General features: G+C 75.5%; 12 protein-coding genes. 3 read left to right on the forward strand and 9 right to left on the reverse strand.

Annotation, left to right across the window (positions count from 1 at the left end; translation table 11 throughout):
• The coding region (locus IDM29_RS09720; protein ID WP_188037467.1) for a DUF3488 and transglutaminase-like domain-containing protein at nucleotides 1-2,170 on the forward strand (2,170 nt) is incomplete at its 5' end.
• Between the two features lie 19 nt (nucleotides 2,171-2,189).
• Here IDM29_RS09720 and IDM29_RS09725 read toward each other — a convergent pair.
• The 3 genes from IDM29_RS09725 to IDM29_RS09735 are packed head-to-tail and all read right to left on the reverse strand — an operon-like array spanning nucleotide 2,190 to nucleotide 4,429.
• Nucleotides 2,190-2,579, reverse strand: coding sequence for a DUF3040 domain-containing protein (locus IDM29_RS09725; protein ID WP_182113639.1), 390 nt, complete (start codon nucleotides 2,577-2,579; stop codon nucleotides 2,190-2,192).
• Nucleotides 2,580-2,615: 36 nt separating this feature from the next.
• Nucleotides 2,616-3,881: a DNA polymerase IV gene (gene dinB, locus IDM29_RS09730; RefSeq protein ID WP_182113638.1), complete on the reverse strand. Its 1,266-nt coding sequence runs from the start codon at nucleotides 3,879-3,881 to the stop codon at nucleotides 2,616-2,618.
• Between the two features lie 29 nt (nucleotides 3,882-3,910).
• Nucleotides 3,911-4,429, reverse strand: a complete 519-nt coding sequence (locus tag IDM29_RS09735; RefSeq protein WP_182113637.1) for an SAV_6107 family HEPN domain-containing protein — start codon at nucleotides 4,427-4,429, stop codon at nucleotides 3,911-3,913.
• A gap of 64 nt (nucleotides 4,430-4,493) precedes the next feature.
• On the opposite strand from IDM29_RS09735, the gene IDM29_RS09740 reads away from it, so the two are divergent.
• A complete protein-coding gene (locus tag IDM29_RS09740; protein ID WP_255491823.1) occupies nucleotides 4,494-5,420 on the forward strand; it encodes a spermidine synthase in 927 nt (308 codons plus the stop codon).
• A gap of 27 nt (nucleotides 5,421-5,447) precedes the next feature.
• Here IDM29_RS09740 and IDM29_RS09745 read toward each other — a convergent pair whose 3' ends face one another.
• The 6 genes from IDM29_RS09745 to IDM29_RS09770 form a co-directional block, all read right to left on the reverse strand.
• Nucleotides 5,448-5,651, reverse strand: coding sequence for a cold-shock protein (locus IDM29_RS09745; RefSeq protein ID WP_182113636.1), 204 nt, complete (start codon nucleotides 5,649-5,651; stop codon nucleotides 5,448-5,450).
• 180 nt (nucleotides 5,652-5,831) lie between these two features.
• Nucleotides 5,832-7,109 (reverse strand): nitrate/nitrite transporter, encoded by a 1,278-nt coding sequence (locus IDM29_RS09750; RefSeq protein ID WP_255491822.1) that lies wholly within the window; start codon nucleotides 7,107-7,109, stop codon nucleotides 5,832-5,834.
• An 82-nt stretch (nucleotides 7,110-7,191) separates the two neighbouring features.
• Complete coding sequence (locus IDM29_RS09755; RefSeq protein WP_182113634.1) at nucleotides 7,192-8,130, reverse strand: proteasome assembly chaperone family protein; 939 nt, start codon at nucleotides 8,128-8,130, stop codon at nucleotides 7,192-7,194.
• A gap of 85 nt (nucleotides 8,131-8,215) precedes the next feature.
• Nucleotides 8,216-8,653, reverse strand: coding sequence for a response regulator (locus tag IDM29_RS09760; protein WP_182113633.1), 438 nt, complete (start codon nucleotides 8,651-8,653; stop codon nucleotides 8,216-8,218).
• Complete coding sequence (locus tag IDM29_RS09765) at nucleotides 8,650-10,356, reverse strand: ATP-binding protein (protein ID WP_182113632.1); 1,707 nt, start codon at nucleotides 10,354-10,356, stop codon at nucleotides 8,650-8,652. Before IDM29_RS09765 ends, IDM29_RS09760 begins: the two co-directional genes overlap by 4 nt.
• On the reverse strand, nucleotides 10,353-11,534 hold the full coding sequence (locus tag IDM29_RS09770) for a PP2C family protein-serine/threonine phosphatase (protein WP_255491821.1): 1,182 nt from the start codon (nucleotides 11,532-11,534) through the stop codon (nucleotides 10,353-10,355). The genes IDM29_RS09765 and IDM29_RS09770 overlap by 4 nt, the downstream gene beginning before the upstream one ends.
• Before the next feature lie 148 nt (nucleotides 11,535-11,682).
• Here IDM29_RS09770 and IDM29_RS09775 point away from each other — a divergent pair.
• Nucleotides 11,683-13,705: AAA family ATPase (locus IDM29_RS09775; RefSeq protein WP_188037468.1), on the forward strand; the 2,023-nt coding region annotated here is incomplete at its 3' end.

Consider the following 13,705-nt stretch of genomic DNA (forward strand, 5'->3'; position numbering starts at 1 on the left):
CGGCGCCGGACTCGTGGCGGTGGCCGCGAGCGCCGGCGTGGCGTCGCTCGGCGCGCTGATCGCGCCCGGGCCCTGGCGCCCGGTCGCGACGGTGGTCGCCGTGCTGGTCGCCGCGGCCGTCGCCGGGGTCCGGCACGTGAGCAGGTCCCGCGTGACGCCGTCGGTCTGTGGCCTGGTCGCGGGGCTCGTCGTGCTCGTGTCCCTGTACGGCGGCGCGTCGAGCACGCCGGGGCTGCCGCTCCCGACCCCGGCGACGTTCGACCGGCTGCTGCGCCTCGCGGCTGCGGGCGCGGACGCCGTCGTGGACGGCCGGATCCCCGTCGCCCCCTCGCGCGGGCTCGAGCTGCTCGTCGTGGCGGGCACGGTCGCGGTCGTGCTCGTCACGGACGCGCTCGCGCTGGCGCTCGGGCGCGCCGGGCTCGCCGGCCTGCCGCTGCTCGGCCTGTGGGTGCCCGTCCTGGCCTTCGAGCGCGACCCCGGGGTGGTCGCGATGGTCGTCGGCGGTGCGGCGTACCTCCTCCTGCTCACCCTCACCCGCGCCCCGGCACCGCGGGCGACGGGAGGGCGCGACGCCGCTCCCGCGCTCGGCGTCGCCGTCGTCGTGGGCGTGCTGGCGGTCGCCGTCGGACCGGCCGTCGCGGCGCTTCCCGGCTACGGGTCGATGCGCCTGCCCGGCTCGTGGGGCGGGGCGGGCGTCGACGGGCCCCTGCGCCTGTCGACCGACCTGGACATGCGCTCGAGCCTGGGGGCGCGGTCGGACCGCCCGGTGCTGACCTACACCACGGACGCGGAGCGCGTCGGACCGCTGCGGATGTACACGATGGTCGAGTTCGACGGTCGGGAGTGGCAGCGCACCCCGGCCGAGGAGCTCACCGCCGCCGACGGCGTGCTGTGGCCGGTCGACCTGCCCGCCGCCCCGGACGAGGCGCTCGAGCGCCTCAGCGTCCGGGTGGGCGACCTCCAGCAGGACCGCCTCCCCGTACCGACGGAGCCCCGCGCGCTCGAGCTCGCCGGCTCCTGGTACTACGACGCGGCGCGGGACGAGGTGGTGGCCGGAGGAGGCCGCTCGACGCAGGGCCTGTCCTACGAGGTCACCATCGCCGCCCGCGACCTGTCCGCGGAGACGCTGCGTGCCGACACGGTGGGCGTCGTCGCACCGGACGACCCGACGCGCACGCTCCCCGACTCGCCCCACGCCGACCAGATCCGCGCCCTCGCGCAGGAGGTGACCGCTCAGGAGGACACCGCCTACGACCAGGCGCTCGCCCTGCAGTCGTTCTTCCGCGACGGCCGCAGCTTCCGGTACGACACGCGGGTCCCGCCGCCGGAGACCGAGGACGCAGTCTGGGACTTCCTCACGCAGAGGTCCGGCTACTGCGTGCAGTTCGCGACCGGCATGACGGTCATGGCGCGGACCCTCGGGATCCCCGCCCGCCTCGCCGTCGGGTTCCTCCCGGGCACGGCCAGCCGTGACGTCGTCGGGGAGTTCGTCGTGTCCGGCCGGCAGGCCCACGCCTGGCCGGAGCTCTACTTCGCCGACGCCGGCTGGGTGCGCTTCGAGCCGACCCCCGCCGTCCAGACCGGCGCCCCGCCGTCCTACGCCGACCCCTTCGCGGGGCTGCCGATCACGCCCGAGGAGGCGGAGCCGTCGGCGTCGGCGTCCGCGCCCGCCGCCGCTCCCGTCGCGCCGGGGCAGGAGGACCCGGGCACGGACGGGCAGGTCGGCATCGGCACGGCGAGCGTCCCGACCTGGCTCGTGGTGGGCGCGAGCGTGACGCTCGGACTGGCGCTCGCGCTCGGCGCCCTCGCCTGGCGCACCCGCCGCCGGCGGCGCGGCCCTCGGCTGCCCACCGAGCCGGAGGGCTGGTGGGCGCTGCTGCGCGCCCGGCTCACGAAGGCGGGGATCTCCTGGAGCGACTCGGCGACGCCCCGCCAGGTGGCGGCCCGTCTGCGCGACGACCTGCCGGACCAGGACCCGGCGGCACACGCGCAGGCGCTCGAGGCGGCCGACCGCCTCGTGGACGTCGTCGAACGCAGCCGCTACGCCCCCGGACCCGTGGAGTGGGACGTCGACGCGCTCCAGGGATGGGTCGAGGCGGTGCTGCGGCCCGTCGAGGCCGGGTCCGACCAGGCCGAGCCGAGACGTCGGCAGCCGACGGCGACCCGCTGAGCGGGCGGGCCGACGGCGGTCAGCGCCCTCGCTCGTCGCGACGGCGGTCCCAGCGCTCCTCGAACCGCGCGACCAGGCCGCGGTTCGCGGGCCGCGCCTTCGCGCGCGGTCGCACCGACCCGTCCTGCGAGACGACACCCGCCGGTCCGCGGCGCCGCGGCGGCGAGAACGCGAGCACGACCGAGACGAACATGGCGATGAAGCCGAGGACACCCACGAGCGGCTGGCTCGTCGCCGCGCCGATCACCAGAACAGTGAGGCCGGCGATGGCGCCGGCTCCGGTGAGCAGCCATCGCTTCACGGTCCGCGCCCCGCCACCCTGGAAGGTGTTCACGAGCTTCGGGTCGTCAGACGTGAGCTGCCGCTCCATCTGCTCCAGTACGCGCTGCTCGTACTCGGACAGAGGCATCGCTACCTCCGTGGTGCCGGTGGGACTGGGACAGCCTCAGGATAGGTCCTCCCCGGCTGGGGCGGTAGTTGAGCCCCGTCCCCGCGCCACCGTGAGCGCCGCGGCACCCAGCGCACCCGCGCCGAACCGCTGGCGGACGTCATCCATGGCCTGCTCGGCGCGCCGCCGCGCGTCGGACGCGTCGTCGACGGCTTCCTCCAGCGTGAGCTGTCGCGCGGTGGCCTCGCCGAGGCCCTCGGCGCGCACGCCGAGCAGCCGGACGCGGCGGGCGCCGAGGTCGACGCCGCCGAGCAGGTCCCTGGCCGCGGCGTACAGGTCGCGGCCCACGTCGGTCGGGGTGCCGAGGGTGCGCGAGCGGGTCAGGGTCGTGAAGTCCTCGGTGCGCACCTTGAGGGAGACGGTCCGGGCGACGTACCCCCGGGCGCGGAGCTGGCTCGCGCAGCGGTCCGCGAGCCGAAGGAGGTGGCCCTCGAGCACGTCCACGGCCGCGGTGTCCTGCTCGAACGTCGTCTCGGCGCCGATGCTCTTCTCCTGGCGCTCCGTCACGACGGGCCGGGGGTCACGGCCCCACGCGAGGTCGTGCAGGTGGGCACCGGTCGCCCTGCCGACGGCGCGCTGCACCACCGCGACGTCGGCGTCGGCGAGCTGCGCGACCGTCGTGATGCCCCACCGCGCGAGGGCGTCCCGCGTCCGCTCCCCCACGCCCCACAGGGCACCGACGGGCAGCGAGCGCAGCAGCTCGACGGTGGCGTCCCGCGGCACGAGCAGCACGCCGTCCGGCTTGGCGAAGCCGGACGCCAGCTTCGCCACGAACTTGGTGCTCGCGATCCCCACCGAGCACGGGAGACCGAGCTGCTCACGGACGTGCCCGCGGATCAGCGCGGCGATGCTCGTGGGTGGTCCCAACCGGCGTCGCGCCCCCGAGACATCGAGGAACGCCTCGTCGACGCTCACCTGCTCGACGACGTCGGTGACGTCCCGCAGGATCGCCATCACGGCCGTCGAGGCCCGCAGGTAGGCGGCTCGGTCGGGCGGCAGCACGACGGCCTGCGGGCACAGCCGCCGCGCGCGGGCCATCGGCATCGCCGAGTGCACGCCGTAGGCGCGCGCCTCGTAGGTCGCCGCGAGCACGACCGACCGCGTGTCCCCACCGACGATGACGGGGCGGCCACGCAACTCCGGGCGGCGCAGCAGCTCCACCGAGGCGAAGAAGGCGTCCATGTCGACGTGCAGGATCGAGCAGCCGTCCTCGTCGGTCCCCCAGCTGCGCTTCACCCCCGCCGGCGGCGGCGTGCGACTCATCCGCTCGTCCTGCCCATGCCCCGATCCTCTCAGGACGCGTGCAGCACCAGCCGCCCCTGCGACGCCGCGTCGGCGCCGAGCGTCCGCCGCACCGCGTCCTGGAAGTCCTCGGCGGCGGCCACGGTCCGCTCCGCCTGCTCCGCGCCGACCTCGTGCTCGCGGCCGGACTCGAGCGCGGCCCGCACCGGCGCCCCGCCGGCGAAGAAGGTGGTCCAGGGCGACAAGTCCGGGGCGACCGCGGCGACCATGTCCCAGACCGTGCGCGGGACCGGCCGACGCCGGGGCCGCCCGGTGACCTCGAGCAGCGCCGCCCCCGCGCGCAGCGCGGCGAGGTGGGCGTGCAGGAAGCGCTCCTCCTCCGAGCCGGCGAGCTGCGCGGCCGTCAGCTCCGCGTCGCTCCGCGCCAGGAGCTCCACGGCGGACGGCGGCACGGGGCGCTCCGTACCCTGCGCCCCCTCGACCGCGCGCAGGACGCGGGGTCCGCCGTCGCCGGCGCCGACCCGCAGGCGCCGCGTCGCGGCTCCCGCCGTGCTCGTCGTCGTCGTCATCGCTCCACCTCCTCAGCCATCATCGAACACCTGTTCGAGCCACGTCAAGGGCTAGCGTGTGCCGGTGCCCGATCGTCGCCAGTCCCGAGGTCGCCGCCCGGCGACCCCGCCGGCCGCGCCGGAGCTCCCGGACGGCCCCGTGCCGATCGCGACCGGGACCGCGGAGGTCACCAGGTCACCGGACGACCCCCGCGCCGTGACGCTGTTCGTCAACGGCGTGCCGAGCTCCCACCTGGACCTCGACGACCCGACCTGGCTCGAGTTCGAGTACATGCAGCACATGGCCGCGATCCTCACGCACACCACCGACACGGACGCGCACGGGCGCGACGCGGGCGGCCCACCCCTGGACGCCGTGCACCTCGGCGCGGCCGGCTGCGCGCTCCCGCGCTGGCTGGAGGCGGTGCGCCCCGGCTCCCGTCAGATCGCGGTCGACGTCGACGCCGAGCTCCTGCGACTGGTGCGGACCTGGTTCGCCCTCCCGCGCTCGCCACGGCTGCGCCTGCGCGCGGGCGAGGCGCGCGCGGTGCTCGCCGCGCTGCCGACCGGCTCGGCCGACGTCGTCGTGCGCGACGTCTTCGCCCCCGACGTCACGCCGGCGCACCTGCGCACCGTCGAGTTCCTGCAGGAGGTGTGCCGCGTGCTCCGCCCGGGTGGCCTCTACCTGGCGAACTGCGCCGACCGCCCGCCGCTGACCACCGCGCGCGCCGAGGTCGCGACGGCGCGCGCCGTCCTCGACGACGTGCTGCTCGTGGCGGAGCCCGGCCAGCTGCGCGGACGCCGCTACGGCAACCTCGTGATCGCCGGACGCGCGCCCGGCGGGCCCACGCGACCCGTGCCGCCCGCGCTCGCGCGGCACCTGCGGACGCTGCCGGTGCCCGCCGCGCTCGTCACGGGCGACGAGCTGGCCGCCTTCGCCGGCTCCTCGCCGCAGCTCCGCGACGAGGCTCCCGAGGTCACGCCCGGAGACGACGACGGCCGCGCCCCCTGAGGGGACGCGGCCGCCGTGCGAGGTCCGTCAGAGCGGGCGGACGTTCTCGGCCTGGGGGCCCTTGGGACCCTGCGTGATCTCGAACTCGACCCGCTGGGCCTCCTCGAGCGTGCGGTACCCCTGCGTCTCGATAGCGGAGTAGTGGACGAAGACGTCGGCGCCGCCGCCGTCCTGGGCGATGAAGCCGTAGCCCTTCTCGCCGTTGAACCACTTCACAGATCCCTGCGCCATGCTGTGCCTGTCCTTCTGTCCAACCGGGGGACGCTGATGACCCGACCTTGTGCCCGGTCCTCGTGCCGCAGTGCTAGTCCCACGTCCTGGCGGTGCCGGACAGGTCAGCCCTCGCAACGCGGAAAGCATCGCACGCGGCTCCCGCGTGCGCCATAGTCAAATGCGGTCCATCTGGGTGCTTCAGGGCGTCCCGTCGGCCGCCCGCGCGCCGCGCCGCCGCGCGAGCACCGCACGCACCGGGGGCACGACGACGCCCCGGGAGGCCATCTCACGCCGCGTCGCCCGCCGGCTCAGGAGGAGACCGGCCAGGCACCCCAGCCAGGGCAGGAGCATGACGGCGAACGCGGGGCGGAACGCCTCCAGCGACAGCGGCGCCGCGCCGCGCGTCGCGGCGACGTCGAGCACCACGCCGACCGCGAGGACCGAGACGACGGCGACCGCGAAGCCCCCGACGTTGACGAGGCCCGTCGCGGTCCCGAGCCGCCCGCTCGCGTTGAACGTCCGGGCGTAGTCGAAGCCGATGGCGGAGCCGGGCCCGCCGACGCCGAGGACCACGACGAGGACCACGAGCAACCACAGCGGGCTGCGTCCCGGGTGGACGAGGACGGCGACCCACGCGGCGAGGGTCGCGAAGGCGATGGTGAGCACCATCCACGACCGGCGCAGCGGGTGGCGCCCGGTGAGCGTCCCCACGACCGGACCGGACGCCACGACCGCGAGCGCGTTGAGCGTGAGCAGCCCACCGGCCTGCGCGGGGCTCAGCCCCTGCGCCACGGTGAGGAAGGGGTAGCCCCACAGCAGCACGAACACGGTGAAGCTGAACTGGCTCAGCGCGTGCGACCAGAACCCGAGCCAGGTGCCGGGTACGCGCGCCACCTCGCGCACCGGCGACAGGAGCCCGCCGCCGCTGCGCACGACGGTCCCGGGCGGACCGTCCCGCACCACGCCGAACGCGAGCGCCGACGCCATCGCGCCCACCGCGGCGAGCCCGACGAACGCCGTCTGCCAGCCGGCGAGGTGCAGGACGGCCACGAGCGGCACGGCCGCGGCCACCTGCCCGGACTGCCCCACGATGCCTGTGAGCTGGGTCAGGAGCGGGACCCGACGGGCCGGGAACCAGGCGGCCACCAGCCGGACGACGGAGATGAACGTCGCCGCGTCGCCCGCCCCGATGAGCACGCGCGCCACGTAGGCCGCCGGGAGGTCCTCCACGACACCCAGCAGCAGCTGGCCCGTCGCCATGAGCACGGCGCCGGAGCCGATCATCACGCGCGGCCCGAAGCGGTCGAGGAGCACCCCGGCCGGGACCTGCAGCGCGGCGTAGACGCCCAGCTGGACGACGACGAAGGTCGACAGCACCGCGGCGCCGACGCCGAAGCGCTCGGTGGCCTCGACGCTCGCCACGCCCAGCGAGCCCCGGTGCAGCACGCCGATCGCGTACGCCACGAACGCCGCCACGAGGACCAGGCTCGCGCGCCTGTGCGTCCCGCGACCGCCGGTCGCGGGACCTGTCGCCACCGTCATCTCTGCGTGCCCACCGTCACTTCGGCGAGCCGTCCCCGCCCTGCTGCTGCGCCAGGAAGCGCTCGAACTCCTCGCCGAGCTCGTCGGCCGTCGGGATGTCCGCCTGGTCGGCGAGCAGGTTCGTCCGGCCGATCGCCCGGGTGAAGGAGTCGTACTGCTCCTCCAGCGCCCGCACGACGGCGGCGATCTCCTCGGAGCCCGCGACCTGGCGCTCGATCTCCTCGGTCGCCTCGCGGGCGGCCGGCTCGAGCGCGGACGGGTCCAGGTCCAGCCCGGTCGCGCGCTCGACCTGCTGGAGCGCCACGAGCGACGCCTGCGGGTAGGACGACTGCGCGAGGTAGTGCGGCACGTGGACCGCGAACCCCATCGCGTCGTGGCCCCAGCGCCCGAGGCGGTACTCGAGCAGGGAGCTGGCGCTGGCCGGCACCTGCACCCGCCCGAAGAACGACTCGTGGTCGGCGACGAGCTCGGGGCGGTTGGCGTGCGCGGTGACGCCCAGCGGGCGGGTGTGCGGCACCCCCATCGGCACGCCGTGCACGCCGACGGACAGCGGCACCCGGAAGCGCTCGACGATCTGCCGCACGGCGGCGACGTACCGCTCCCACTGCACGTCCGGCTCGGTGCCGTGGAGCAGCAGAAAGGGGACGTGCTCGCCATCGCGCACGACGTCGACCGCGAGGTAGGGCTCCTCGTACTCGGACCACGTGTTCGCGTCGAACACCATCGTCGGCCGCCGGGAGCGGTAGTCCAGCAGCGCGTCGACGTCGAAGGTCACGAGGCGCTCGGACTCGAACCGGTCCGCGAGGTGCCGCGCGGCGACCTGGCCGGCGCTGCCGGCGTCGACGAAGCCGCGGACGATGTGCAGCAGGACGGGGCCCTGCCCGGCCTCCGCGCGCAGCGTCAGGTCGCGCGCGACGTCCTCGTCGATCGTGTAGATCTCGCTCGGTTCACGCATCACGTCCTCCGTCCTCCTCGCTCCTGTGGGCGCAACGCCGCCCGCCCGCCCCGCATTCCGCCGGCGACACGCCGACGGCGGGGCCTCAGCGCGAGGGGAGCCGGACCACCGAGACGAAGAAGTCGTCGATCTGGCGGACGACGTCGATGAAGCGATCGAAGTCGACCGGCTTGGTGACGTAGGCGTTGGCGTGCAGCGAGTAGCTGCGCAGCACGTCCTCCTCGGCCTCCGACGTCGTCAGCACGACGACGGGGATCCGGCGCAGCTGGTCGTCGGACTTCATCGCCGCCAGGACCTCGCGGCCGTCCATGCGGGGCAGGTTGAGGTCCAGGAGGATCAGGTCCGGCGTCGGCGCGTCGGCGTGCTCGCCCTCCTTGCGCAGGAAGGCCAGCGCGCTGACGCCGTCGCTCACGACGGCGAGGCGGTTGGCGACCTTGTTCTCGGCGAACGCCTCGCGCGTCATGAGGACGTCGCCCGGGTCGTCCTCCACGAGCAGCACGTCGATCGGCTTGGGATCGGTCATCGAGCAGCGTCCTCCCCGCCGGTACCGGCGTCCTCGTGGGCCACGTCCACCTCGGCAGCCCGCGCCGAGCCTACGGGATCCGCGCGGTCGGCACCGTCGGCCTGGGCACCGTCGGGCTCGACGCCGTCGGCGCCCCGCACGGGCAGCGTCCAGCGGATCGTGGTGCCGCCGTCGGCGGGCTCGGGGTCGATCCAGATCTGGCCGCCGTGGTACTCCACGATCTTCTTGCACAGGGCCAGCCCGATGCCCGTGCCCTCGTAGACGTCCTTGGCGTGCAGCCGCTGGAAGATCACGAAGACCCGGTCGGCGTACTGCGGGTCGATGCCGATGCCGTTGTCGTGGCAGGCGAGCTCCCACACGTCGCCCGCGCGGCGCCCCTCCAGGCGCACGCGCGGCGCCCGCTCGGGGTGCCGGAACTTCAGGGCGTTGCCGACGAGGTTCGCCACCAGCTGCGTGAGCAGGGGCTCCTCCCCGCGCACGACCGGCAGGTCCTGGGTCAGCACCTCGCCGCCCGACTCGGCGATCTGCTCGTCGAGGTCCCCGACCACCCGACGGACCACCGCGTCCAGGTCCACGTCCGACAGCTCGCCGCCGATCCGCCCGACGCGGGAGAAGCCGAGCAGGTCGTTGATGAGACGCTGCATGCGCTTGGCGCCGTCGACCGCGAAGGCGATGTACTGGTCGGCGCGCTCGTCGAGCTGCCCCTCGTACCGCTTGGCGAGCAGCTGCGTGAAGCTGGCGACCTTGCGCAGCGGCTCCTGCAGGTCGTGCGAGGCGACGTACGCGAACTGCTCGAGGTCGCGGTTGGACCGCCGCAGGTCCTCCGCCTGCTCCACGAGCTGGGCGTGGGACTCCTCGAGCGCCGCGCGCGACGCGTGCGCCTCCGCCAGGAGGTCCACCAGGCGCAGCCGCATCTGCTCGACGTCGCGTCCGACCTGGCCCACCTCGCCCGGGCCGGTCACGGCCACGGGGTGCGCGACGTCGCCGTCCGCCACGACGCGGGCGTCCTGCGCCAGCTGGGCCAACGGGGTGGTCACCCAGCGCCGCAGGTACACCCACAGCAGGGCCCCCACGGCGACCGCGCCCAGGGCGAAGACGAGGAGCACGGCGCGCAGCACGCGGTTCCAGGCGTTGAGCTCGTCGACGGCGGCCGCACGCTCGAGCTTCACGGCGTCGAGGTACTCCTCCATCGGTGTGCGCACGTCCTCGAACAGCAGGCGGCCGCGCTCGATGTCCCCGGGGGCCACCGCGGCGGGCCCGTCGGCCTCGACGGCCGCGATGGTGGGGTCGGCGAAGTCGTCCGACCACGCCCGGAGCGCCGAGGCGACGTCGGCCCGCAGGTCGAGGACCGCGTGGTCCACGCCGAGGTCCTCGACGAGCGCCTGCTCCGTCGCGGTGCCGGTGAGGAAGTCCGCCACGCCGGCCGTGAGCCGCGAGTAGGGCTCCAGGGTCACGGGGTCGCCGGTGAGCGCGTACCCGCGCACCGCCGTCTCGGCGTCGACGAACATCGTGTAGGCGGAGTCCGCCTCGGTGACCGCGTCGAAGTACAGCCCGGTCACGGCCTCCAGCCGCTCGGTGAACGCCACGAGCGCCCAGAGGGCGGCGCCGGTCAGCAGCGCGAGCGCCACCCCCACCGCCGTGCTCGCGACCGCCAGGCGCCGGGTCAGCGAGGTCGCACTGCCGGGCCGGACCCGAGAGCTCACCGACCGCCCCAGCCGAGCAGCACCAGCGCCGTGTCGTCGACCAGGTTGCCGCCGTGGCGCGCGGTCACGGCCTCGAGGATCGCGTCCACGAGCGAGGGCCCGGCCGGGTCCTGGCCCGGCTCGGACTCGGTCGCGAGCTGCTGCTCCATGACGCGCTGCAGGCCGTCCTCGCCGAGGCGGGTGAGGCCGTCGTCGACGGTCGTCTCGAGCACGCCGTCGGTGAACATGATCACGCGCCACGACTCCCCCAGCTCGACGCGCTGGGGCTTCCAGCCGCCGAGGACGGGGATGCCGAGGGCCCGCCCCCGCTGGTCGGACGGCAGGGCCGTGGTGGGCACGCCCAGCAGGAACGGCGTGGGGTGACCGCACAGGTACAGGTCGAGGGAGCGGCGGTCGGGCGCGACGACCACCTGCACGAGGGTCGCGAAGATCTCCGGCCGACCGCGCTCCGCCGTGAGGATCTGCTCGACCACGTCGAGGACCTTCGCGGGCGAGAGCCCGGCGAGCACCGACGTGCGCCAGGCCGTGCGGAGCGTGGCGCCCAGCGCCGCCTCGTCGGGGCCGTGCCCCGCGACGTCGCCCACGACCGCGGCGACCGAGCCGTCGTCGCGCTCGACCACGTCGTAGAAGTCGCCGCCCAGGAGGCCGTCGCGCCCCGCCCGGTAGCCCACGAGGACCTCGAGGGCGCCGTCGCCGACGAGCGGGGTGGGCAGCAGCGCCCGCTCGAGGCGGGTCGTCTCGTAGTCGCGCACCTGGGCGCGGTACAGCTCGCGCTCCTGGCGCTCGGCGCGGCGGCGCTGGATGGCGTAGCGCACGGACCGCGCGAGCAGCTCGGGGTCCACCTCGCCCTTGACGAGGTAGTCCTGCGCGCCGGCGGCCACGGCCCGCAGGCCCTGGCCCGTGTCGGAGAGCCCGGTGAGCACGACGACCGCCGGCACCGTCCCGGCGTCGAGGACGCGCTCGAGCGCGCTGATGCCCACGGCGTCCGGCAGCCCGAGGTCGAGCAGCACGCAGTCGACGTCGAGCTTGGTCAGCGCCTCGTCCACCGTGCGCGCACGGATCAGGTCGACGGGCTGGTCCGTGTCGGCGAACAGCTCCCCGACCAGGAGGGCGTCCGCGTCGTCGTCCTCGACGAGCAGCACCGTGATGGGCCGCGGGTTGAGCTCGTGGTAGGGCACGGGCGACCTTTCGCGTTCGGCCGACGGGGACGCAGAGTGCAGCACCGGCTGATCCTAGAGGTCCGCGCGTGGCGCACGGTCCCGGACGCGGCCACGAGGGCGGATAATGGACGGCCGCGTCCGGCGAGCGTCGATCCCAGGGGGCCCCGTGAGTTCCAGGCAGGACCAGCTGCGCCAGGAGCAGGCCGCCGTCGACGTGCGGTACGCGCGCCTCGACGCCCTGCGCGCGCAGGCCCGGGCCCGGCTCACCCGCGTGCGTCGGGTCGGACCCTCGGGGTCCCCGCAGAACCGTTCCGAGCGCGACGCCTTCGCGACGCTCTACGAGGACCGGCTGGCCCAGCTCGAGGCCGTCGAGCAGCGCCTGTGCTTCGGCCGGCTCGACCTGACGGACGGCGCGGTGCGGTACATCGGTCGGATCGGGCTGACCGACGAGGAGCACACGTCCCTGCTGACGGACTGGCGCGCCCCGGCGGCGCAGGCCTTCTACCGCGCCACGGCGGCGCAGCCCGACGACGTCGTCCGGCGCCGGCACCTCGTCACGCGCGGGCGCGCCGTGACGGGCCTGGAGGACGAGGTCCTCGACCTCGACGCGCTGGTGCGGCTGGCCGGGGCGACCGACGACGACGGCAGCGAGGGCCGGGCGGCGGCGCAGGGCGTCCTGCAGGGCCTGTCCGGCGAGGGTGCCCTCCTCGCGGCGCTGACGAGCGGCCGCACCGGGCGGATGGGTGACATCGTCGCGACCATCCAGGCGGAGCAGGACGCGATCATCCGCTCCGAGCTCGCGGGCGCCCTCGTCGTCCAGGGAGGCCCCGGGACCGGGAAGACCGCCGTCGCCCTGCACCGCGCGGCCTTCCTGCTCTACGCGCACCGGCGCACCCTCGAGCGCTCCGGCGTGCTGGTCGTGGGCCCGAGCCACACCTTCCTGCGGTACATCGACCAGGTGCTCCCGTCGCTGGGCGAGACCGGCGTGGTCACGACCACCGTCGCCGACCTCCTGCCCGGCGTGCGTGCCCAGGCCACCGAGCCCGACGACGTCGCGGAGATCAAGGGGCGGGCGGTCATGGCGCGGGTGCTGGCGCGCGCCGTGCGGCAGCGTCAGCGCGTGCCGGCGGAGCCGGTCACGGTGCGGGTCGACGGCCACGACGTGACCATCACGCCGGCCGACGTCGCCGACGCCATCGCGCGCGCCCGGCGCACCGGCAAGCCGCACAACCTCGCGCGCGTCGGGTTCGTCCGCGACATGCTCTCGCGCCTGGCGCAGCAGTACGTCACGCAGCTGGGCCAGGCGGTGCCGGCCGAGGACCGCGCCGAGATCGTCGAGGAGCTGCGCACGACGCGCGAGGTCAGGATCGCGCTCAACCTGGCGTGGATGCCGCTCACCCCCCAGAAGCTCCTGGGCGACCTCCTGACCAAGCCCGCGCGGCTGGACGCCGCGGCCCGCGAGCTGTCCCGGGCCGACCGGGCCCGCCTGCTGCGCGACCCCGAGCACGGGTGGACCGCGGCCGACGTCCCGCTCCTGGACGAGGTCGCCGAGATGCTGGGCGAGGACGACCAGGCCGCCCGCGCCCAGGCCGCGCAGGACGCGCGGGCCCGCCAGCAGGACCTCGACTACGCCCGCCAGGTGCTCTCGTCCTCGGGCGCCGGGCGCGGGCTGGTCAGCGCCGAGCTGCTCGCCGACCGGTTCAGCGAGGGCGGTCCGCTGCTCACGACCGCCGAGCGGGCCGCGGGTGACCGGACCTGGACGTACGGGCACGTCGTCGTGGACGAGGCGCAGGAGCTGTCGGCGATGGCCTGGCGCATGCTGCTGCGGCGCTGCCCCACCCGCTCGATGACGATCGTCGGCGACGTCGCCCAGACGGCGTCCCCCGCCGGCGCCCGCGCCTGGGCCGCGATGCTGGACCCGGTGCTGCGCGGGTCGTGGCGACTCGCCGAGCTCACCGTGAACTACCGCACCCCGGCCCTGGTCGCGAGCACGGCCCAGCGCGTGGCACGCGCGGCCGGTCTGCCCGTCAGCCCTCTGACGTCCGCGCGCGAGGTGCCCGACGCGCTCGAGCTGCACCGGGTCGAGGTCGCCGGGCTGCCCGACGCCGTCGCGGCGGCCGCCCGGGACGGGTTGCGGCTGGTGGGCGCCCTCGGCGCCGACCCGGCCGACGGTGCCGACGGTGCCGACG

It is taken from the genome of Actinotalea sp. JY-7885, from assembly GCF_014525465.1.
GTDB lineage: Bacteria > Actinomycetota > Actinomycetes > Actinomycetales > Cellulomonadaceae > Actinotalea.